The sequence below is a fragment of the Pseudomonas baetica genome (assembly GCF_051216495.1).
GTDB classification, from domain to species: Bacteria; Pseudomonadota; Gammaproteobacteria; order Pseudomonadales; family Pseudomonadaceae; genus Aquipseudomonas; species Aquipseudomonas baetica_B.
In genome coordinates this window covers 1-19,989 of sequence record NZ_JBPKAM010000056.1, presented here as the reverse complement: position 1 = coordinate 19,989, position 19,989 = coordinate 1, and the positions used below count along the sequence as shown (strand labels likewise).

Annotated in this window: 16 protein-coding genes; 10 read left to right on the top strand and 6 right to left on the bottom strand. The window is 59.0% G+C overall.

The window, feature by feature from the left end:
- The first annotated feature begins 499 nt into the window (after positions 1–499).
- Genes ACSFE6_RS19525 through ACSFE6_RS19515 form a run of 3 tightly spaced genes read left to right on the top strand, consistent with a single transcriptional unit; the run spans position 500 to position 6,131 of the window.
- Positions 500–1,678: an efflux RND transporter periplasmic adaptor subunit gene (locus ACSFE6_RS19525; RefSeq protein WP_435429120.1), complete on the top strand. Its 1,179-nt coding sequence runs from the start codon at positions 500–502 to the stop codon at positions 1,676–1,678.
- A complete protein-coding gene (locus ACSFE6_RS19520) occupies positions 1,678–4,767 on the top strand; it encodes an efflux RND transporter permease subunit (protein ID WP_435429119.1) in 3,090 nt (1,029 codons plus the stop codon). Before ACSFE6_RS19525 ends, ACSFE6_RS19520 begins: the two co-directional genes overlap by 1 nt.
- Positions 4,764–6,131: an efflux transporter outer membrane subunit gene (locus ACSFE6_RS19515; protein ID WP_435429118.1), complete on the top strand. Its 1,368-nt coding sequence runs from the start codon at positions 4,764–4,766 to the stop codon at positions 6,129–6,131. Before ACSFE6_RS19520 ends, ACSFE6_RS19515 begins: the two co-directional genes overlap by 4 nt.
- Before the next feature lie 66 nt (positions 6,132–6,197).
- Here the strand turns inward: ACSFE6_RS19515 and typA are convergent, their stop codons facing one another.
- Complete coding sequence (typA, locus tag ACSFE6_RS19510) at positions 6,198–8,018, bottom strand: translational GTPase TypA (protein WP_435429117.1); 1,821 nt, start codon at positions 8,016–8,018, stop codon at positions 6,198–6,200.
- A 139-nt stretch (positions 8,019–8,157) separates the two neighbouring features.
- Positions 8,158–9,612: a tRNA uracil 4-sulfurtransferase ThiI gene (thiI, locus tag ACSFE6_RS19505; protein WP_435429116.1), complete on the bottom strand. Its 1,455-nt coding sequence runs from the start codon at positions 9,610–9,612 to the stop codon at positions 8,158–8,160.
- 329 nt (positions 9,613–9,941) lie between these two features.
- Between thiI and glnA the strand changes: the two genes are divergently transcribed.
- The 5 genes from glnA to ntrC all read left to right on the top strand — a co-directional run bounded on the left by glnA (position 9,942) and on the right by ntrC (position 15,422).
- Positions 9,942–11,348, top strand: a complete 1,407-nt coding sequence (gene glnA, locus ACSFE6_RS19500) for a type I glutamate--ammonia ligase (protein ID WP_110965907.1) — start codon at positions 9,942–9,944, stop codon at positions 11,346–11,348.
- Positions 11,349–11,562: 214 nt separating this feature from the next.
- On the top strand, positions 11,563–12,072 hold the full coding sequence (locus tag ACSFE6_RS19495; protein ID WP_435429115.1) for a DUF4124 domain-containing protein: 510 nt from the start codon (positions 11,563–11,565) through the stop codon (positions 12,070–12,072).
- A gap of 14 nt (positions 12,073–12,086) precedes the next feature.
- Positions 12,087–12,683 (top strand): DUF4124 domain-containing protein, encoded by a 597-nt coding sequence (locus ACSFE6_RS19490; protein WP_435429132.1) that lies wholly within the window; start codon positions 12,087–12,089, stop codon positions 12,681–12,683.
- A 220-nt stretch (positions 12,684–12,903) separates the two neighbouring features.
- Positions 12,904–13,989, top strand: coding sequence for a nitrogen regulation protein NR(II) (gene glnL, locus ACSFE6_RS19485; RefSeq protein WP_435429114.1), 1,086 nt, complete (start codon positions 12,904–12,906; stop codon positions 13,987–13,989).
- Positions 13,986–15,422, top strand: a complete 1,437-nt coding sequence (gene ntrC / locus ACSFE6_RS19480; RefSeq protein WP_435429113.1) for a nitrogen regulation protein NR(I) — start codon at positions 13,986–13,988, stop codon at positions 15,420–15,422. The genes glnL and ntrC overlap by 4 nt, the downstream gene beginning before the upstream one ends.
- A gap of 552 nt (positions 15,423–15,974) precedes the next feature.
- On the opposite strand, the gene ACSFE6_RS19475 is transcribed toward ntrC, so the two are convergent.
- Positions 15,975–16,415, bottom strand: coding sequence for a hypothetical protein (locus ACSFE6_RS19475; RefSeq protein ID WP_435429112.1), 441 nt, complete (start codon positions 16,413–16,415; stop codon positions 15,975–15,977).
- Between ACSFE6_RS19475 and trmL the strand changes: the two genes are divergently transcribed.
- Positions 16,414–16,869, top strand: coding sequence for a tRNA (uridine(34)/cytosine(34)/5-carboxymethylaminomethyluridine(34)-2'-O)-methyltransferase TrmL (gene trmL / locus ACSFE6_RS19470; RefSeq protein ID WP_433768022.1), 456 nt, complete (start codon positions 16,414–16,416; stop codon positions 16,867–16,869). The two genes, ACSFE6_RS19475 and trmL, sit on opposite strands and share 2 nt — an antisense overlap.
- A 130-nt stretch (positions 16,870–16,999) precedes the next feature.
- Here trmL and secB read toward each other — a convergent pair whose 3' ends face one another.
- Genes secB through ACSFE6_RS19455 form a run of 3 tightly spaced genes read right to left on the bottom strand, consistent with a single transcriptional unit; the run spans position 17,000 to position 18,198 of the window.
- Positions 17,000–17,485 (bottom strand): protein-export chaperone SecB, encoded by a 486-nt coding sequence (gene secB, locus ACSFE6_RS19465; RefSeq protein ID WP_435429111.1) that lies wholly within the window; start codon positions 17,483–17,485, stop codon positions 17,000–17,002.
- 43 nt (positions 17,486–17,528) lie between these two features.
- The gene (grxC, locus tag ACSFE6_RS19460) at positions 17,529–17,783 is read right to left on the bottom strand and encodes a glutaredoxin 3 (RefSeq protein ID WP_053153180.1); all 255 of its coding nucleotides are present in this window, start codon (positions 17,781–17,783) and stop codon (positions 17,529–17,531) included.
- Position 17,784: 1 nt separating this feature from the next.
- Positions 17,785–18,198, bottom strand: a complete 414-nt coding sequence (locus ACSFE6_RS19455; protein ID WP_110965898.1) for a rhodanese-like domain-containing protein — start codon at positions 18,196–18,198, stop codon at positions 17,785–17,787.
- A 153-nt stretch (positions 18,199–18,351) separates the two neighbouring features.
- Between ACSFE6_RS19455 and gpmI the strand changes: the two genes are divergently transcribed.
- Positions 18,352–19,881, top strand: coding sequence for a 2,3-bisphosphoglycerate-independent phosphoglycerate mutase (gpmI, locus tag ACSFE6_RS19450; RefSeq protein ID WP_435429110.1), 1,530 nt, complete (start codon positions 18,352–18,354; stop codon positions 19,879–19,881).
- The last annotated feature ends 108 nt before the right edge of the window (positions 19,882–19,989 follow it).

Sequence of the window (19,989 nt, the reverse complement as noted above, 5' to 3'; positions counted from 1 at the left end):
CTTCAGAAGCATAGTCATTTCAGCGACCTATTGATTAGCGAAAAAACGCTCTTGATCAATTACCGCCATAAACACCAGCTGGCTTGGCCATCAGCCACCCATCAAGCACAAGCTGCGCCATCCCTTTCAGGCCGCTATAGCGCCTGCTGGCACTCAGTTTCCGAAGAGTGTCACTGACGCCGATACTACTTCGCCTACACCATTAACCATTTATTTAATGTAGGACCATTCCTGTAACTTTATAGGAAACATCCATATTTGAAGTTATGCACTCCAATACACAACTACAACCGTAACAACATGAATTAATCCGCATCAATCATATGACTGCTTGATAACCGTTCGTTAATACCTGGAAAACAACATCGGGCCACTCACCCGGAATATGCATTAACCGTCAGCGACCAACGCATCGTCATGCTCTGATCTCAAGGCTGCCTGGCTAATCATTGATTCGCTTTCTGTGGTGAAAACATCAACCACCAGGGAAGTGCCCACCATGCAATCAAACAAAATACGTCAGACGCTGATCAGCGTCTCATTGACGCTTTGCAGTCTGCTCATCATCGGCGGCCTGACCTACCGGCTATGGCCAGCCGGGTCAACGACCGCCCCGTCAGCCGCTCCCGCCGTGCCGGTGACCGTCGTCGAGGTCGGACGGCGCGACGTTCCGATCCTGCTCAATGCCATTGGTAACGTACGCTCACTGCGCAGCATCGATATCCGGCCGCAGGTGGATGGACTGTTACTGGAGTTGCCGGTCAGCGAGGGGCAGTTCGTCAAGCAGGGTGATTTGCTGGCGCGCCTCGACGATCGCGCCCTTGTCGCCGCGCTGGAAGCGGCCAAGGCCCAACAGGCCGTTGCGCAAGCTCAACTGGCGTCGGCAACGCTCGATCTCAAGCGTTATCGCGCGCTGGCAAGCACACAAGCTGTCTCGACACAGACACTGGATCAACAAATCGGGGTGGTTGCCCAGTTACGAGCGACGGTCAACAGTCAGCAAGCCACGGTATCAGCCACTCAAGTCCAGTTGTCCCACACACGGATTCATGCGCCTGCCGATGGTCGCATCGGCATCCACAACCGCCACGAAGGCAATTATGTGAGGGCAAGCGATGCGCAGGCGCTGTTCTCGCTCGTGCAACTGGACCCCATCAGCATTGAATTCGCTTTGCCCCAGGCCCGTCTTCCCCAGCTACGAACGCTGATGGCCAGTGTCGATAAATCGGCGGTGGTGCTGCGCGCCTACGCCGGTGACGGCGGCCCCCTTCTAGGGGAGGGAAATCTGGAACTGATCGATAACCGGGTTTCCGCCGCTACCGGGACCGTGCGGATCAAAGGCACCGTAGCCAATTCTCAAGAACATCTATGGCCGGATCAGTCGGTCGTGATCAAGCTTCAGGCCGGCACCTTGAACGATGCCTTTGTCGTACCGCAACGGGCATTACGCCAGGGAGCGAAAGGCACGTTTGTCTGGCGCGTCAGCGATGGCAAAGCCTTCTCCCAACCCGTTCAGGTCACGTACTCCGATGCAGCCATCGCCGTGGTGGAAGGCGTTCAGCCGGGTGAAAAGATCGTCACGGACGGCTACTCGCGACTGCGTCCTGGATTGCCGGTCAACCTTATCGAAGCCAACGAAGCAGCAGTGATGCCCGTTGCCAGCCGGAGTGCGCTCTGATGACAAGCCGCAACGTTTACACCTGGTGCGTGGACCGCCCGGTTGGCACCCTTCTGTTGAGTTTCGCCCTGGTTCTGCTCGGTGTTGTCGCCTACCTGCGCCTGTCCATCGCGCCTTTACCTGAAGCGGATTTCCCCACGATCCAGATTACCGCCAGCCTGCCCGGTGCCAGCGCTCAAACCATGGCGTCATCGGTAGCGACACCTCTGGAAGCGCAACTCAGTTCAATTGCCGGCATCACCGAAATGACCTCGACCAGTTCTCTGGGCAAGTTGACCCTGACGCTGCAATTCAGCCTCGAGAAAAACATCGATACGGCCGCTCAAGAAGTGCAGGTGGCTATCAATACGGCCTCGGCCCGACTGCCCAGCGACATGCCCAGCCTGCCGGTCTGGCGCAAGGTGAATCCGGCGGATGGCGCGGTCATGATCCTTGGCGTCCGCTCCGACACGCTTCCCCTGACCGAAGTCAGCGACTTGGCCGAGACGGTGCTTTTGCGTCGGCTGAGCCAGCTTGATGGCGTCGGCCTGATCAACCTGATCGGCCAGCGTCGCCCGGCCATCCGCATCCAGGCAAGGCCGGAGGTACTCGCGGCCGCTGGCGTGACCCTGGCGGATATCCGCACCGCAGTGCAGCACGCCAGTGTCAACCTGCCCAAAGGGGCACTGTTCGGAGGGCATCGGGTATCGAATCTGGAGGTGAACGACCAATTGTTCGAACCCGCGCAGTATGACGACGTCATCGTCACCTATCGCGACGGGGCGCCCGTTCGGGTGCAGGATCTGGCCAGTGTCAGCCTGGGCGCGGAGGACGACTACGTGCAAAGCTGGCCCAATGGCGAGTCCGGTGTGTCGCTGCTGATCCGGCGCCAACCCGGAGCGAACATCGTCGCCACCGCCGATCGCATCAAGGCAGCCTTACCGGGGCTCCAGGCCATTTTGCCGGCGGATTTGAAGCTCGAGGTGATCAATGATCGTACCCGTACCATCCGTTCGTCATTGCATGAAGTCGAGTTGACGCTGGCCATCGCCATTGTCCTTGTGATTGGCGTGATGGCGCTGTTTCTGCGGCAGTGGTCGGCGACGCTGATTGTCACCCTCGTGCTCGGCGTATCCATCGTATCGACCTGCGCGGTGATGTACCTGGCGGGATTCAGCCTGAACAACCTGACACTGGTGGCCATCGTCATCTCCGTGGGATTCATCGTCGACGACGCGATCGTCGTGGTCGAGAACATTCACCGCCATCTTGAGCTCGGAGAGGATAAGCGCACCGCTGCACTCAAGGGTGTCAGCGAAATCGGCTTCACGGTGGTCACGATCAGCGTGTCTTTGATGGCCGCATTGATCCCCTTGCTGTTCATGGGAGGCGTCGTGGGACGGCTGTTCAGCGAGTTCGCGCTCACCCTGGTCGCCACACTCGTCATTTCGGTCCTGGCCTGCCTGACACTCGCGCCGACACTGGCGTCCCTGTTTATGAAGGCTCCCAAACACACGCAATCGAAGGGCTTCTTCAGTTGCCTGCTGAGAGCCTATAACCGTGCGCTGGAGTGGGTGCTGGGACACCAGCGCTGCACACTGGCAGTGTTTCTGGCAAGCGTGTTACTCAGCGTTGCCAGCTTCGTCATGATCCCCAAAGGTTTTTTTCCTTTGCAGGATACGGCCTTCATCATGGGCTTTACCCGTGCATCCGCCGATATTTCCTTTGAGGAAATGGTCGCCAGGCACAAGCAGCTGGAGGCGATATTCAGCAAGGACCCGGCGGTCATCAGCTACAACCATGCCGTCGGTGGCAGCACCACCGACTCGATCGGCAACGGTCGGGTGTGGCTGGTCCTGAGCGATCCCGGGGAACGCGACGTCACCATCAGCCAGGTCATCGACCGACTGCGTCCACAGTTGGCGCAGGTACCGGGTATCCAGATATCCCTTCGCGCGGTTCAAGACATCAACCTCAGCGCGGGGCAGCCCAGAGCCCAGTATCAATACGTCCTTCAAGCGCAGAACAGCGATGAGCTCGCGATCTGGGCTACAGCCTTGGCCGATCGTCTGCGCACCAGTCCGTTGTTCCGTGACGTGTCCCACGACCTGCAACTGGATGCCAACATCACGCGAATTACACTGGATCGCGACGAAGCTGCACGCTATGGCTTCACCGCTCGCGACCTCGATAATGCGCTTTACGACGCCTTCGGACAGCGCCAGATCAGCGAGTATCAAACCGAAGCCAATCAGTACAAGGTTGTGCTCGAACTATCCACCGAGCAACGTGGCAACACCGAAAGCCTGAGCTATTTCCATTTACGCGCTCCACTGACCGGCGAGATGGTCCCACTGCTGGCCTTTGCGCGGATAGAACCACCCACGAGCGGCCCTGTGGTGATCAACCACAACGGCATGCTGCCAGCGGCCAACCTGTCCTTCAATCTTGCCTCGGGCGTCGCCTTGGGCCAGGCAGTGACCACGCTGCAGAATATGGAGCTGGAGATTGGCATGCCGACGTCAGTGAACGGTACCTTTCAGGGCTCCGCTCAAGCATTCCAGGCATCGCTGGCCAGCCAGCCGTTTCTGATCCTTGCTGCGCTGGTCGCCGTTTACATCATTCTCGGTGTGCTCTATGAAAGCCTGGTGCATCCGCTGACCATCCTTTCCACCCTGCCTTCGGCAGGAATCGGCGCGATTTTGTTGCTGTGGGCGTGGCAACTGGATTTCTCGATCATGGCGTTGATCGGTTTGATCATGCTGATCGGCATCGTCAAGAAGAACGGCATCCTGCTGATCGACTTTGCCCTGCAAGCCCAGCGCGAACATGACCTGTCGGCCCGAGAGGCGATCCATCAGGCGTGCCTGGCGCGTTTTCGACCGATTCTGATGACGACCCTGGCGGCCCTGTTGGGCGCGGTGCCGTTGATGCTGGCTTTCGGCACTGGCGCGGAACTGCGTGAGCCACTGGGTGTGGTGATCGTTGGCGGCCTGATGCTCAGCCAGGTACTGACCTTGTTGACCACACCGGTGGTTTTCCTGGCACTGGAGCGTCTGTTCCATGGAGACAAGCGCCACCAGGTTCTCGAAATGGAGCATTCGAAATGATGTTCAGAACGCCCCTGATCACGCTGTTCCTGTTGTCTGCCATCACAGGCTGTACCAGTCATCCCGGTACCGCGAGACCGACGGTGGAAACCGCGTCACTGACGCAGGCCGATCCGGTCCTGGCGTCCCTTTCGCAACGCTGGTGGGAAAGCTTCGAAGACCCGGTGCTGAATCGCCTCATGGCAGATGCACTTCGCGACAACCTGGACCTGGCAACAGCGATCGAGCGGACCCGGGAAGTACGCGCCCAACACAACCTGGCCACGGCCGGGCGGTATCCCGAGGTCGCTATCACAGCCAAGTACGAAAGGTCCCGGACGGCATTGGACGGTGCTAACAGCCAATATTCCTACGGTGTGGACCTGGCTTGGGAACTGGACCTGTTCGGTCGCCTGAAAGCCCTGCGCAATGAAGCCAGTGCGCAGCTGGAGGCAACCCGACAGGACTATCTGAGTTTGCGGCTCAGCTTGATGGCGGAAGTGGCCAACCAATACCTTGAGCACAGACTGGCCCAACGGTTGATGGACATCGCCACCGAGGCAAGTATCAATCAGACACAGACCGCGCGCATCACGCGAGCACGCCTGGAGTCAGGATCGGCAAACCGCCTTGATCTGGAACGCATCGAATCCCAACTCGCGATCACCCAGGCAGAAATACCCACCGCGCGGCAACAGGCAATGTCTGCCCGCTACAACCTTGCTTACCTGCTGGCCAGCGAGCAGACAAGGATCGATCACCTTCTTGCCGAACCACCTCCCCCATCCATTCAATTTTCCGAGTCTGCACTACCGGAACTGTTGTCGATTCCCGCGGAGGTACTCCGTGAACGGCCGGATGTACGAGCGGCAGAACAACGCTTGCACGCCGCCGATGAATCTTTGGTAGCCGTGAAAGCAGCTCGCTACCCTCAATTGACGTTGAGTGCACTGGCATTATTTGAGCAGGGCGGCGCAGCGCCTTGGGCATTGACCAGCCAATTGTTCCAACCGTTGTTCGACTTCGGTCGGAACAACTCACGCATCGAGGCGGGCGATGCCCGTCGTAAACAGGCGAGATTGGCTTACCAGCAGAGCCTTCTGCAGGCACTGCGCGAAGCGCACACGTCGATTCAGGCTTACGGCCAGGGTATCAGTCGACAGAACGAACTCGATAAAGCCACTGCTGCAGCGTCCCGCGCGGTCGACCTGGCCAGGCAGCAGTACCAGGCAGGCACCGTTTCCATGCTGGAAGTATTGGATGCCGAGCGTAGCCTGTTCAACGTGCGACGCAGCCAAGTACAAGCACAAACGGATGTTGCACTGCACTGGGTGGCAATCAACCATAGCCTGGGGATTGCCCCCACGCAGGAACAGCTTGAATAAGACGCCACACAAACAAAAACGCCCCCGGCCTTTCGACCGGGGGCGTTTTCATTCAGCCGGGGCTAATTAAGCCTTGGCTTTCTTGGCAGCGCGGGTACGCTCGCTTTCGTCCAGGATCTTCTTGCGAAGACGGATGGACTTAGGAGTCACTTCGCACAGCTCGTCTTCCTGGATGTACTCCAGAGCCTGTTCCAGGGTGAAGCGAACAGGTGGAACCAGCGCGATGGTTTCGTCTTTACCCGAAGCACGCATGTTGTCGAGCTTCTTGCCCTTGGTAGGGTTCACGCCCAGGTCGTTGTCGCGGCTGTTCTGGCCGACGATCTGACCGTTGTAGATCTCTTGACCGTGTTCAACGAACAGCTTGCCACGAGCCTGCAGGGTTTCCAGGGAGTAGGTCAGCGCCTTGCCGGTTTCTACCGATACCAGAACGCCGTTCTGACGACCGGACATGTGACCGGACTTCACTGGGGCGTAGCGATCGAAGATCGAGGTCAGGATGCCAGCACCGTTGGTCAGGGTCAGGAACTGGTTACGGAAACCGATCAGACCGCGAGCAGGGATGTTGTATTCCAGACGAACACGGCCTTTGCCATCCGGCACCATGTTGCTCAGGTCGCCCTTACGCAGGCCCATCTCTTCCATGACCTTGCCCTGGGATTCTTCAGGGATGTCGATGGTCACGTTTTCGAACGGTTCCTGCTTCACGCCGTCGACTTCACGGATGATCACTTCAGGACGGCCCAGGGCCAGCTCGAAGCCTTCGCGACGCATGGTTTCGATCAGTACCGACAGGTGCAGCTCACCACGGCCGGAAACCTTGAACTTGTCAGCCGAGTCGCCTTCTTCAACGCGCAGTGCAACGTTGTACAGCAGCTCTTTGTCCAGACGATCCTTGATGTTACGGGAGGTCACGAACTTGCCTTCTTTACCGCAGAATGGCGAGTCGTTTACCTGGAAGGTCATGGAAACGGTTGGCTCGTCAACGGTCAGAGGCTTCATTGCCTCGACGGTGTTGATGTCGCACAGGGTGTCGGAGATGAACAGCTCGTCGAAACCGCTGATGCAGACGATGTCGCCAGCCGCTGCTTCTTCAACGTCCACACGGTGCAGACCGTGGTGACCCATCAGCTTCAGGATACGACCGTTGCGGCGCTTGCCGTCGGCACTGATAGCCACGACCGGAGTGTTCGGTTTGACGCGACCACGAGCGATACGGCCAACACCGATCACACCCAGGAAGCTGTTGTAGTCCAGAGCGGAAATCTGCATCTGGAACGGACCGTCACGGTCAACAGCTGGCGCTGGAACGTGGTCGACAACCGCTTGATACAGCGCGGTCATGTCTTCGCCCATGTCGGTGTGGTCCAGACCGGCGATGCCGTTCAGGGCCGAGGCGTAGACAACTTTGAAGTCCAGCTGTTCGTCGGTGGCACCCAGGTTGTCGAACAGGTCGAAGATCTGGTCCAGAACCCAGTCAGGACGCGCGCCCGGACGGTCAACCTTGTTGATCACGACGATCGGCTTCAGACCGGCTTCGAAAGCCTTCTTGGTCACGAAACGGGTTTGCGGCATAGGGCCGTCTTGAGCGTCAACCAGCAGCAGAACGGAGTCGACCATCGACATTACGCGCTCTACTTCGCCGCCGAAGTCGGCGTGGCCCGGGGTGTCCACGATGTTGATGTGGTAGCCGTTCCAGTTGATGGCGGTGTTTTTCGCCAGAATGGTAATACCGCGCTCTTTTTCCTGGTCGTTGGAGTCCATCACGCGCTCGTCGTTGAGCTCGTTGCGCTCCAGGGTGCCGGATTGACGCAGGAGTTTGTCTACCAGGGTGGTTTTACCGTGGTCAACGTGGGCAATGATGGCGATGTTACGTAGATTTTCGATCACTTGTGTATCTCGATCAGAGGATTCGGTGTGCTGACAAGTCTTGGCAGCGATTAACAGTAGCGTCCGTGAAAGCCGTTACAGCTTGACGGTGGCATCGGGGGGCCGGTGACGCAGGCCACAGGCAAACAGCCCCGGGCACTTAGCTCGGTCGATAAACGCGCACATTGGCATGCCCCTCACTGAGCAAATGGTGGGCATGCAGGCGACTCATCACGCCTTTGTCGCAATACAACAGGTACTGGCGAGTAGGGTCCAGTTCCTTGAAACGAGCGTTCAGTGCATAAAACGGCATCGTTTGTACCTCGATGCCAGCGAGTTCCAGCGGATCATCTTCGGCGGCATCCGGGTGACGGATGTCGATAACGATCTGACCGGCCAGCGCTTCGCTGACTTCTTCAATCTGCAGGTCCTGGCCCAGTTCATCGATCACGCGATCGATCGGTACCAGCTTGGCGTTCTCGAGCGCGCGCTCAAGGACGGCCATGTCGAATTCTTTCTCTTCGTGCTCCACGCGGTAGCGCTTGGCGGCGGTCTTCGGATTGACCGAAATCACCCCGCAGTACTCCGGCATGTGCCGGGCGAAATCGGCGGTGCCGATTTCATTGGCCGTATCGATGATGTCCTGCTTGTGACTGGCGATCAGTGGACGCAGGACCAACTTGTCGGTCACGCAGTCGATCACCGACAGGTTCGGCAGCGTCTGGCTGGACACCTGGGAGATCGCCTCGCCGGTGACCAGCGCCTCGATGTGCAGTCGATCGGCAATTTGGGAGGAAGCGCGCAACATCATACGCTTCAATACTACGCCCATATGACTGTTATCGACTTTGCCGAGAATTTCTCCCAGCACTTCCTCGAACGGCACACTGACAAATAACACGCGTTGCGAGCTGCCGTACTTCTTCCAGATGAAATGCGCGACTTCCATGACGCCCAGTTCATGGGCACGTCCGCCCAGATTAAAGAAGCAGAAGTGGGCCATGAGGCCACGGCGCATGATCTGGTAAGCCGCCACGGTGGAGTCGAAACCACCGGACATCAGCACCAGCGTCTGTTCCAGCGCGCCCAGCGGATAACCGCCGATGCCATTGTGCTGACTATGGATCACGAACAACCGTTGGTCGCGAACTTCGATGCGGACTTCGATTTCCGGCTTTTTCAGGTCGATCCCGGCGGCACCGCACTGACGGCGCAACTGGCTGCCGACATACTTTTCGATGTCGATAGAGCTAAATGGGTGCTTGCCGGCGCGTTTGCAACGCACGGAGAAGATCTTCCCGGCCAGCGCATCACCATAGTGCTGCTTGCACTTTTCGACGATGTCGTCGAAGTCGCCCAGCGGGTATTCGTCGATTTGCAGGAAGTGCGCGATGCCGGGCATGCAGCTCAGGCGCTCGCCCATCTCTTTCAGGGCCTTGGGGTCGGTGACGCGGGTTTCCAGCTCGAGGTTGTCCCACACGCCGTTCACCACCACGGCCGGGTCCAGATCGCGGAGCACGGCACGGATGTTCTTGGCCAGCTGACGGATGAAACGCGTCCGGACAGGGCGGCTCTTGATGGTGATCTCGGGAAAGACTTTTACGATTAATTTCATGGAAACAGCGCGCGCGAGGCCTGCCGAAAAAGGGGGGCGCGGATTATAGCGGAAATTGCTCAAGGTTTAACCAGTTAATGTGCAGAAACCTTTGAACGCACCAAAACGGGTCACTTTTCAATTTAAGCGCTACATTAAGGGGCGAGATTTTCAGCCTTAAAGCCTTTTTCACCTCTATAAGCGTGAATTTGGGGCAAAAAACCCATGCTGGGGCACTGGCATGCAATTTGCTCCCTTGTGAGGCAGGTTGCCTTGGCAGAGTATTCGCGCCGGCATCACAAACATTTAAGGGCATCCACTACCCGCCCTAAGCCACCCCGGAGGACAGTATGTCGAAGTCGGTTCAACTCATTAAAGATCATGACGTCAAGTGGATTGATCTGCGCTTCACGGACACCCGCGGTACTCAGCACCACGTGACCATGCCGGCTCGCGACGCGCTGGATGAAGACTTCTTCGAAGTCGGCAAGATGTTCGACGGTTCCTCCATCGCTGGCTGGAAAGGCATCGAAGCTTCCGACATGATCCTGATGCCGGACGACAGCACTGCCGTATTGGACCCGTTCACCGAAGAGCCGACCCTGATCCTGGTCTGCGACATCGTCGATCCTTCGAGCATGCAAGGCTACGACCGCGACCCACGAGCGATCGCCAAGCGCGCCGAAGAGTACCTGAAGTCCACCGGCATCGGTGACACCGCATACGCCGGTCCAGAGCCAGAGTTCTTCATCTTCGACCAGGTTAAGTTCAAGTCCGACATTTCCGGTTCCATGTTCAAGATCTACTCCGAACAAGGCTCCTGGATGTCCGATCAGGACGTGGAAGGCGGCAACAAAGGCCACCGTCCAGGCGTCAAAGGCGGCTACTTCCCGGTTCCACCGTTCGACCACGACCACGAAATCCGTACCTCCATGTGCAACGCACTGGAAGAAATGGGCCTGACCGTCGAAGTTCACCACCACGAAGTGGCAACTGCCGGCCAGAACGAAATCGGCGTCAAGTTCAACACCCTGGTGAAGAAAGCCGACGAAACCCAAACCCTGAAGTACGTCGTGCACAACGTTGCCGATGCCTACGGCCGTACCGCGACCTTCATGCCTAAGCCTCTGTACGGCGACAACGGCTCGGGCATGCACGTACACATGTCCCTCTGGAAAGACGGCAAGAACACATTCGCAGGCGAAGGCTATGCCGGCCTGTCCGATACCGCTCTGTACTTCATCGGCGGCATCATCAAGCACGGTAAGGCCCTGAACGGCTTCACCAACCCGGCTACCAACTCCTACAAGCGTCTGGTTCCAGGCTTCGAAGCTCCGGTAATGCTGGCCTACTCGGCCCGTAACCGTTCCGCTTCGATCCGTATTCCTTACGTGTCGAGCCCGAAAGCCCGCCGTATCGAAGCCCGCTTCCCGGATCCGGCTGCCAACCCGTACCTGTGCTTCGCCGCACTGATGATGGCTGGCCTGGACGGCATCCAGAACAAGATCCACCCTGGCGATGCCGCTGACAAAAACCTGTACGACCTGCCGCCTGAAGAGGCGAAAGAGATCCCACAAGTTTGCGGCAGCCTGAAAGAAGCCCTGGAAGAGCTGGACAAAGGCCGTGCGTTCCTGACCAAAGGCGGCGTGTTCTCCGACGACTTCATCGACGCTTACATTGCTCTGAAAAGCGAAGAAGAAATCAAGGTACGCACCTTCGTACACCCACTGGAATACGACCTGTACTACAGCTGCTAATCCAGTAGCGCCTGCGCAAGCGGCGTGACAAAAAAGAGGCCTTCTTCGGAAGGCCTTTTTTATGCCCGCAATTTAACGATCACCGAAAATCCCTTTGTGGGAGTTGTGGCGCCTGGGACAGTCGGGTAAATCCATACCCAATTGTTAACACGCTGGGCCAACCACCACCTCTGGCCTATGCTGCCCCCAACGCTTTTCGTTTCCGGTCGATTTTATGGGTCGTGGTTTTCTCTTCATCCTGTTGCTGATCGCCCTGCCCGCCGCAGCGCAGATCTACAAATACACTGACGCCGACGGAAACACCGCTTACAGCAATCAACCGCCTGATGGCGTAAAGGCTCAGTCGGTCGAGCTGTCGCCACTCAATAGCGTTGATTCGCAGTCGCCCGACAAGCCTGCGCCAGACGCCAAAACCACCGAACCACCTCAAATCGCTTATGAGGTACTCGAACTCACCGGCCTGCCCACCACCGAAGCCCTGCGCGCCAACAACGGCACGTTCACCGTCAACGTGCTGATCAAGCCACGCCTGCAAGGCCCGCATCTGTTCAGGCTGTTATTGGACGATCAACCCTATGGCCAGCCAGGCAACGTACCGACCCTGCAACTGGTGAACATCGACCGCGGCCTGCACAGCCTCGCCGTGCAAGTGATCGAAGGCGGAACCGTGATCCAGCAAAGCCCCACCGTGACCTTTACCGTGCAGCGGGTGCACAGGCCGTGAGGGGCTGGCTGCTGATGGCCTGCCTGTTTGCATGGCCGGCAACGGCGGAGGTGTTCACTTACATTGATGCTCAAGGCAATCGGGTTTTCACCGATCAGCCAACATCCGGCAACGCCAAACGCGTGCCGCTGGCACCAAGCAATCGTATATCCGCCACGGAGAGCACCCCCGCCAGCCCTGCAAAGAAGGCCGGGAAAAAGCCACCCTTGCATTACGATCTGCTGCGCATATTGGTGCCAGAACCCGATGCCACCGTACGCAGCACCGCCGGCGAAATCATCGTCAGCGTTACCAGCGAACCAGGGCTGCAATCAGGTCATCGCTATCGATTGTTACTTGATGGCCGCCCCACCGCCGAACCGGGTTCAAGCCCGGTCTTTGCGCTGAACAATATCGACCGCGGCACACATCAGCTGTCCGTGGAGATCCTCGACGAACAAGGTCAAACCGTCGAGCGCACAGCCAATCAGCCATTCCACATGCAACGCGTGTCCCTGGCACAGAAACGCAAGGCCAAACCCTGCGCCCTCGACGACTACGGCCAACGGCCGGAATGTCCACTCGCCGACAAACCCGCTGAAGAAAGAAACCCGCTTTTGCGCTTCTTTTAACCTTGTTCAGCTTTGCGCACTATATTGGTGCGATTGGTTGCACCTCGCTCGAATTGCAACCCATTTTGGTTCGAAAGTACCCGCAAAAACAGGCAAAGCGCCACGCAATTGAGCGTCAAACGCCCGTTTCAGGCGATGAGCGCTTCTTTTCGGAGCCTTGGTTTGGTTTTTGCAGTTTCCTCGCATCAGCTCTTTATTCATGCGCCAAAAGAGGTCCTGAATGACCATCAGCGACGCACTGCATCGTTTGCTACTCGACAACCTGACCACCGCCACCATCCTGCTCGATGCCGAATTGCGCCTCGAGTACATGAACCCGGCGGCGGAGATGCTCCTGGCCATCAGCGGCCAGCGTAGCCATGGGCAGTTCATCAGCGAGTTGTTCACCGAATCCACCGAGGCGCTGAATTCCTTGCGCCAGGCGGTTCAGCAGGCGCATCCGTTCACCAAGCGCGAAGCGATGCTCACCGCCCTCACCGGCCAGACCCTCACGGTTGATTACGCGGTTACGCCGATCCTGAGCAGTGGCGAAACCCTGTTGTTGCTTGAAGTCCATCCGCGCGACCGTCTGCTGCGGATCACCAAGGAAGAAGCACAGCTGTCGAAGCAGGAAACCAGCAAGATGCTGGTGCGTGGCCTGGCCCATGAGATCAAGAACCCGCTGGGTGGCATCCGTGGCGCGGCGCAATTGCTGGCCCGCGAGCTGCCGGAAGAAAGCTTGCGTGACTACACCAACGTCATCATCGAGGAAGCCGACCGCCTGCGTAATCTGGTCGATCGCATGCTCGGTTCCAACAAGCTGCCATCGCTGGCCATGTGCAACGTCCACGAAGTGCTGGAGCGCGTCTGCCAGCTGGTCGAGGCCGAAAGCCAGGGTTGCATCACTTTGGTGCGCGACTACGACCCGAGCATTCCCGACGTGCTGATCGATCGCGAGCAGATGATCCAGGCCGTGCTGAACATCGTGCGCAACGCGATGCAGGCCATCAGCAGCCAGAACGAACTGCGCTTGGGCCGCATCACCCTGCGCACTCGAACCATGCGTCAATTCACCATCGGCCACGTGCGCCACCGCCTGGTAACCAAGATCGAAATCATCGACAACGGCCCGGGCATTCCTGCGGAACTTCAGGAAACCATCTTCTTTCCCATGGTCAGCGGTCGTCCGGACGGTACCGGGCTGGGCCTGGCCATTACCCAGAACATCATCAGCCAGCACCAGGGCCTGATCGAATGTGACAGCCACCCCGGCCACACCACGTTCTCGATCTTTCTGCCACTGGAACAAGGAGCCACATCGACATGAGCCGTAGTGAAACCGTGTGGATCGTCGATGACGACCGTTCTATCCGTTGGGTACTGGAAAAAGCCTTGCAGCAGGAAGGCATGACCACGCAAAGCTTCGACAGCGCCGATGGCGTGATGAGCCGCCTGGCGCGCCAGCAACCGGACGTGATCATCTCCGACATCCGCATGCCCGGCGCCAGCGGCCTGGACCTGCTGGCGCGGATTCGCGAACAGCATCCACGGCTGCCAGTGATCATCATGACGGCGCATTCCGATCTGGACAGCGCTGTCGCGTCCTACCAGGGCGGCGCGTTCGAATACCTGCCCAAGCCATTCGATGTCGACGAAGCGGTGTCCCTGGTCAAGCGCGCCAACCAGCACGCCCAGGAACAGCAAGGCCTGGAAGTCGCTCCGACCCTGACCCGCACCCCGGAAATCATCGGTGAAGCACCGGCGATGCAGGAGGTGTTTCGCGCCATCGGTCGCCTGAGCCATTCCAACATCACCGTGCTGATCAACGGTGAATCGGGCACCGGTAAAGAACTGGTGGCCCACGCCCTGCACCGCCACAGCCCGCGCGCGGCTTCGCCGTTCATCGCGCTAAACATGGCGGCGATTCCGAAAGACCTGATGGAATCCGAGCTATTCGGCCATGAAAAGGGCGCGTTCACCGGGGCTGCCAACCTGCGTCGCGGGCGTTTTGAGCAGGCCGACGGCGGTACGCTGTTCCTCGATGAAATCGGCGACATGCCGGCCGACACCCAGACACGTCTGCTGCGGGTCCTGGCCGATGGCGAGTTTTACCGGGTTGGCGGACATGTACCGGTGAAGGTCGATGTGCGGATCATCGCTGCGACCCACCAGAATCTGGAAACCCTGGTGCACGCCGGGAAATTCCGAGAAGACTTGTTCCACCGCCTCAATGTGATCCGTATTCACATCCCGCGTCTTTCGGATCGTCGTGAAGACATTCCAACCCTGGCCAAGCATTTCCTCAGCCGTGCCGCGCAAGAGTTGGCTGTCGAGCCGAAACTGCTGAAAAACGAAACCGAGGAATACCTGAAAAACCTGCCTTGGCCGGGCAATGTGCGCCAGCTGGAGAACACCTGTCGCTGGATCACGGTGATGGCTTCGGGCCGCGAAGTGCACATCGGTGACCTGCCACCAGAACTGTTGAGCCTGCCACAGGACTCGGCACCGGTGACCAACTGGGAGCAGGCACTGCGCCAGTGGGCCGACCAGGCCCTGGCTCGCGGTCAGTCGAGCCTGCTGGACAGCGCCGTACCGGCCTTCGAGCGGATCATGATCGAAACCGCCCTCAAGCACACGGCGGGACGCCGTCGGGATGCCGCGGTGTTGCTGGGCTGGGGGCGTAATACCTTGACCCGCAAGATCAAGGAGCTGGGGATGAAAGTAGATGGCGGCGATGAGGATGAGGGGGATGAGGGTTAACTAGCCCTGGTTCTTCACGGGCAGTCACACCCCTTTCGCGAGCAGGCTCGCTCCCACAGTGGATTTGCAGTGTTTTCACTTTCGAGTGAGCACCACTGGACCTTGTGGGAGCGAGCCTGCTCGCGAAGCTTTTAGGGTATTCATGCACCGCCGCAATGCACCGTGAACCGCAATCGCGCACAGCACCTGATCCGAAATCCCGCCTGAGTTCGCAATCGAACCCCTGTCGAATAAACACGAAAGCCCGGAATTACGGGGCTTTTAATGTTCTTACGCGACTTTCTGTTTCAACCTGTTTAAACCTGGCACGCCCCCTGCAATGGTCTCATCAGTGATTCAGTTCACGACCCAGTTTCGGGGACCTTGGTACAGGCAGGCCGGGGATTCCCCTCTTTACACCGGGCTCACGACGCACAAGCGACGAGCCCTGCCGTTTTGGGGTCCTTGGTACAGGCAGGCCGGGGATTCCCTCTTTACACCGGGCTCACGACGCCATGCGCGAGCCCTCCCGTTTCGGGAACCTTGGTACAGGCAGGCCGGGGATTCCCTCTTTTATTGCTCCCGGAGATGGATCTCCAACCGCCAGCGGTCATCGACCTCGCTACCCGCCCAGTCGCCCTTCAGGGGGCGGGCCGCCACCGCCGTCAACAACAATCCGCCATCACTCAAACGCACCCGCCAGTTCACGCTCCTGTCGTTGAGCTTGAGCTGGCCTTGTTGCGCCTTGCCTTGCGCATCGAACAGCAACGCGACGCTGCCATCAACGATCTCGCCATGGGTCTTGGGTTCGTTGTTGAACCACACCACCAGCCCGTCATTCGTCACCTCGACCTGCTGCAATTCGCTGGGGTCTGGCGTGGTCAGGCGACCGATCATCATCCCCACCATCACCCCGAAAATCGCCAGTGAGGCCATCACACGCGGGAATAGTTTCGAACGAGGGTCGGCTTGCGGCGTAGAATGCCGCTCATCTTTACCTTCGGAGCCGTGCATGTTTCACGTCATCCTTTTTCAACCGGAAATTCCGCCGAATACCGGCAACGTTATCAGGCTGTGCGCCAACAGTGGCTGCCACCTGCATTTGATCGAACCGTTGGGCTTCGAGATGGACGACAAGCGCCTGCGTCGGGCCGGACTCGACTACCACGAGTATGCCACCCTGCAACGCCACGCGGACCTGGCCAGCTGCCTGGAAAGCCTGGGGAACCCGCGGCTGTTCGCCTTCACCACCAAAGGCTCGCGGCCGTTCCACGACGTCAGTTTCGCCCCGGGCGATGCCTTCCTGTTCGGCCCGGAAAGCCGTGGGTTGCCCGCCGAAGTGCTGGATGCCCTGCCCGGAGAACAACGCCTGCGCCTGCCGATGCGCGAAGGCTGCCGCAGCCTGAACCTGTCCAATACCGTGGCGGTGGCCGTTTACGAAGCCTGGCGCCAGAACGACTTCAAATAACACTCAAAACAAATGTGGGAGCGAGCCTGCTCGCGAATGCGGTGCATCAGTCGACATTGAAGTCTCTGACACTCCCTATTCGCGAGCAGGCTCGCTCCCACATTGAAATCGCCTTGGTGCTTTAGACCGTTTACTGAACAGTCTGCGTCTCGCCGGCCGCCTGCATGCGTTGCAGCTCTTGCGCGTACAGCGCGTCGAAGTTCACCGGAGCCAGCATCAGTGCCGGGAACGAACCACGGGTCACCAGGCTGTCCAGCGCTTCGCGAGCGTACGGGAACAGGATGTTCGGGCAGAACGCACCGAGGGTGTGGCTCATCGAAGGTGCATCCAGGTTTTTGATCAGGAAGATCCCCGCCTGTTGCACTTCAGCGATGAATGCCACTTCATCACCGTTTTTCACGGTAACCGACAAGGTCAGCACGACTTCGTGGAAGTCGCCTTCCAGCGCCTTTTGACGGGTGTTCAGATCCAGACCGACGCTCGGCTCCCACTGCTGGCGGAAGATCGCCGGGCTTTTCGGGGCTTCAAAGGACAAGTCACGTACGTAGATGCGCTGCAAGGAGAATTGCGGTGCGGATTCTTCTTCGCCAGCTGCAGTGTTCTGTTGGTCAGTCATCTCAGATCCTTAGTGATCTTGGGTCTTTTATTGGGTACGAAATTCAGGCCTTGAGCAATGCGTCGAGCTTGCCGGCGCGCTCCAAGGCAAACAAATCATCACAACCACCCACATGGGTACTGCCGATCCAGATCTGCGGCACGGACGTACGTCCGGCTTTCTGAGCCATTGCGGCGCGCACCTGCGGCTTGCCATCGACCTTGATCTCCTCGAAGGCCACGCCTTTGTTCTCGAGCAGGTACTTGGCTCGCGAGCAGTAAGGGCAGTAATCGCTGGAATAGACGACGACGTTGTTCATATCACTTCACCAGCGGCAGATTGTCGGCTTTCCAGCTGGAAACGCCTCCGGACAGCTTGGCGGCGGTGAAACCGGCCTTCATCAGTTCGCGAGCGTGGGTACCGGCGGTCTGGCCCAGGGCGTCGACCAGGATGATGGTCTTGGCCTTGTGCTTTTCCAACTCGCCGATGCGTGCAGCCAGTTTGTCCTGAGGAATGTTCACGGCGCCGACGATGTGACCGGCGGCGTAGTCCTTGCTTGGACGGATGTCCACCACCACGCCGGCGTCTTTGTTGACCAGGGCGGTCAGCTCACCAGTGCTCAGGCTGCGGCCGCCGCCTTGCATCTGATAGGCAATCAGCAGGGCCAGCAGTACGACGAAGATTCCGACGAGAATGTAGTGGTTAGTGGCAAATTCAATCAGGTGAGCAACCATCGAAGGAGGTTCCAGGGCGTTAAAATGTCGGCCAGTATACACAGCCCCCATGGTGGGCCAAACCCCGTCCGGCGGTGACGTGGCCGGAACTTCGCTTTAAACTGCCACTCCCTTTTCCATCGCACCTTTTTAACTCAAGCCAGAGTGAATTCCATGACTACCACGCCTAAACCTTTGGTCCTGATGATTCTCGACGGCTTCGGTCACAGTGAAAGCCAGGAAGCCAACGCCATCTATGCGGCTAAAAAGCCTGTGCTCGATCGCCTGTGGGCCACGGTGCCGAACGGCCTGATCTCGGGCAGCGGCATGGACGTCGGCCTGCCGGACGGCCAGATGGGCAACTCCGAAGTCGGCCACATGAACCTCGGTGCCGGCCGCGTGGTGTACCAGGACTTCACTCGTGTGACCAAATCGATCCGCGACGGCGAGTTTTTCGAGAACCCAACCATCTGCGCCGCGGTAGATAAAGCCGTTGCTGCCGGCAAGGCCGTGCACTTCATGGGCCTGCTGTCCGACGGCGGCGTGCACAGCCATCAGGACCATCTGGTCGCCATGGCCGAACTGGCGGCCAAGCGCGGTGCGAAAAACATCTACCTGCACGCTTTCCTCGATGGCCGTGATACACCGCCGAAAAGCGCGCAATCGTCGATCGAACTGCTCGATGCCACCTTCCAGGCGCTGGGCAAAGGCCGCATCGCCAGCCTGATCGGTCGTTATTATGCGATGGACCGTGACAACCGCTGGGACCGCGTATCCCAGGCCTATAACCTGATCGTCGATGGACAAGGCGAGTTCAACGCCGCCTCCGCCCAGGAAGGCCTGCAAGCTGCCTACGAGCGCGGCGAAAGTGACGAATTCGTCAAAGCCACCTCCATCGGCGAGCCGGTGAAAGTCGAAGACGGCGACGCCGTGGTGTTCATGAACTTCCGCGCCGACCGTGCCCGGGAGCTGTCCCGCGTGTTCGTCGAAGACAACTTCAAGGAATTCGAGCGCGACCGTCAGCCAAAGCTGGCCGGTTTCGTGATGTTGACCCAATACGCCGCCAGCATCCCGGCCCCCGCAGCTTTCGCCCCCGGCAGCCTGGAAAACGTGCTGGGCGATTACCTGGCGAAAAACGGCAAGACCCAGCTGCGCATCGCTGAAACCGAGAAGTATGCCCACGTGACCTTCTTCTTCTCCGGTGGTCGCGAAGAACCCTTCCCGGGCGAAGAGCGCATCCTGATCCCGTCACCGAAAGTCGCCACCTACGACTTGCAACCAGAAATGAGTGCGCCGGAAGTGACCGACCGCATCGTCGATGCCATCGAAAACCAGCGTTACGATGTGATCGTCGTCAACTACGCAAACGGCGACATGGTTGGCCACAGCGGTGTGTTCGAAGCCGCGGTAAAAGCCGTCGAGTGCCTGGACCAGTGCGTCGGCCGCATTGTCGATGCCCTGGAAAAAGTCGGCGGCGAAGCGCTGATCACAGCCGACCACGGCAACGTCGAGCAAATGTCCGACGAAACCACCGGCCAGGCACACACTGCACACACCACCGAGCCAGTACCGTTCATTTATGTCGGCAAGCGCGACCTCAAGGTTCGTGAAGGCGGCGTACTGGCGGACGTGGCACCGACCATGCTGAAGCTGCTGGGCCTTGAAAAACCGGCGGAAATGACCGGGACTTCGATTCTCGTCTAATTCCGCTCGCCCAAACACTGCAAAACCCTGTGGGGGGGGGGGGGGGGGGGGGGGGGGGGGGGGGGGGGGGGGGGGGGGGGGGGGGGGGGGGGGGGGTGGGGGGGGGGG

Coding starts and splice junctions, on each gene's coding strand:
- ACSFE6_RS19525 (WP_435429120.1), top strand. CDS start 500: ATGCAATCAAACAAAATACGTCAGACGCTGATCAGCGTCTCATTGACG.
- ACSFE6_RS19520 (WP_435429119.1), top strand. CDS start 1,678: ATGACAAGCCGCAACGTTTACACCTGGTGCGTGGACCGCCCGGTTGGC.
- ACSFE6_RS19515 (WP_435429118.1), top strand. CDS start 4,764: ATGATGTTCAGAACGCCCCTGATCACGCTGTTCCTGTTGTCTGCCATC.
- thiI (WP_435429116.1), bottom strand. CDS start 9,612: ATGAAATTAATCGTAAAAGTCTTTCCCGAGATCACCATCAAGAGCCGC.
- glnA (WP_110965907.1), top strand. CDS start 9,942: ATGTCGAAGTCGGTTCAACTCATTAAAGATCATGACGTCAAGTGGATT.
- ACSFE6_RS19495 (WP_435429115.1), top strand. CDS start 11,563: ATGGGTCGTGGTTTTCTCTTCATCCTGTTGCTGATCGCCCTGCCCGCC.
- ACSFE6_RS19490 (WP_435429132.1), top strand. CDS start 12,087: ATGGCCTGCCTGTTTGCATGGCCGGCAACGGCGGAGGTGTTCACTTAC.
- glnL (WP_435429114.1), top strand. CDS start 12,904: ATGACCATCAGCGACGCACTGCATCGTTTGCTACTCGACAACCTGACC.
- ntrC (WP_435429113.1), top strand. CDS start 13,986: ATGAGCCGTAGTGAAACCGTGTGGATCGTCGATGACGACCGTTCTATC.
- trmL (WP_433768022.1), top strand. CDS start 16,414: ATGTTTCACGTCATCCTTTTTCAACCGGAAATTCCGCCGAATACCGGC.
- ACSFE6_RS19475 (WP_435429112.1), bottom strand. CDS start 16,415: ATGCACGGCTCCGAAGGTAAAGATGAGCGGCATTCTACGCCGCAAGCC.
- secB (WP_435429111.1), bottom strand. CDS start 17,485: ATGACTGACCAACAGAACACTGCAGCTGGCGAAGAAGAATCCGCACCG.
- grxC (WP_053153180.1), bottom strand. CDS start 17,783: ATGAACAACGTCGTCGTCTATTCCAGCGATTACTGCCCTTACTGCTCG.
- ACSFE6_RS19455 (WP_110965898.1), bottom strand. CDS start 18,198: ATGGTTGCTCACCTGATTGAATTTGCCACTAACCACTACATTCTCGTC.
- gpmI (WP_435429110.1), top strand. CDS start 18,352: ATGACTACCACGCCTAAACCTTTGGTCCTGATGATTCTCGACGGCTTC.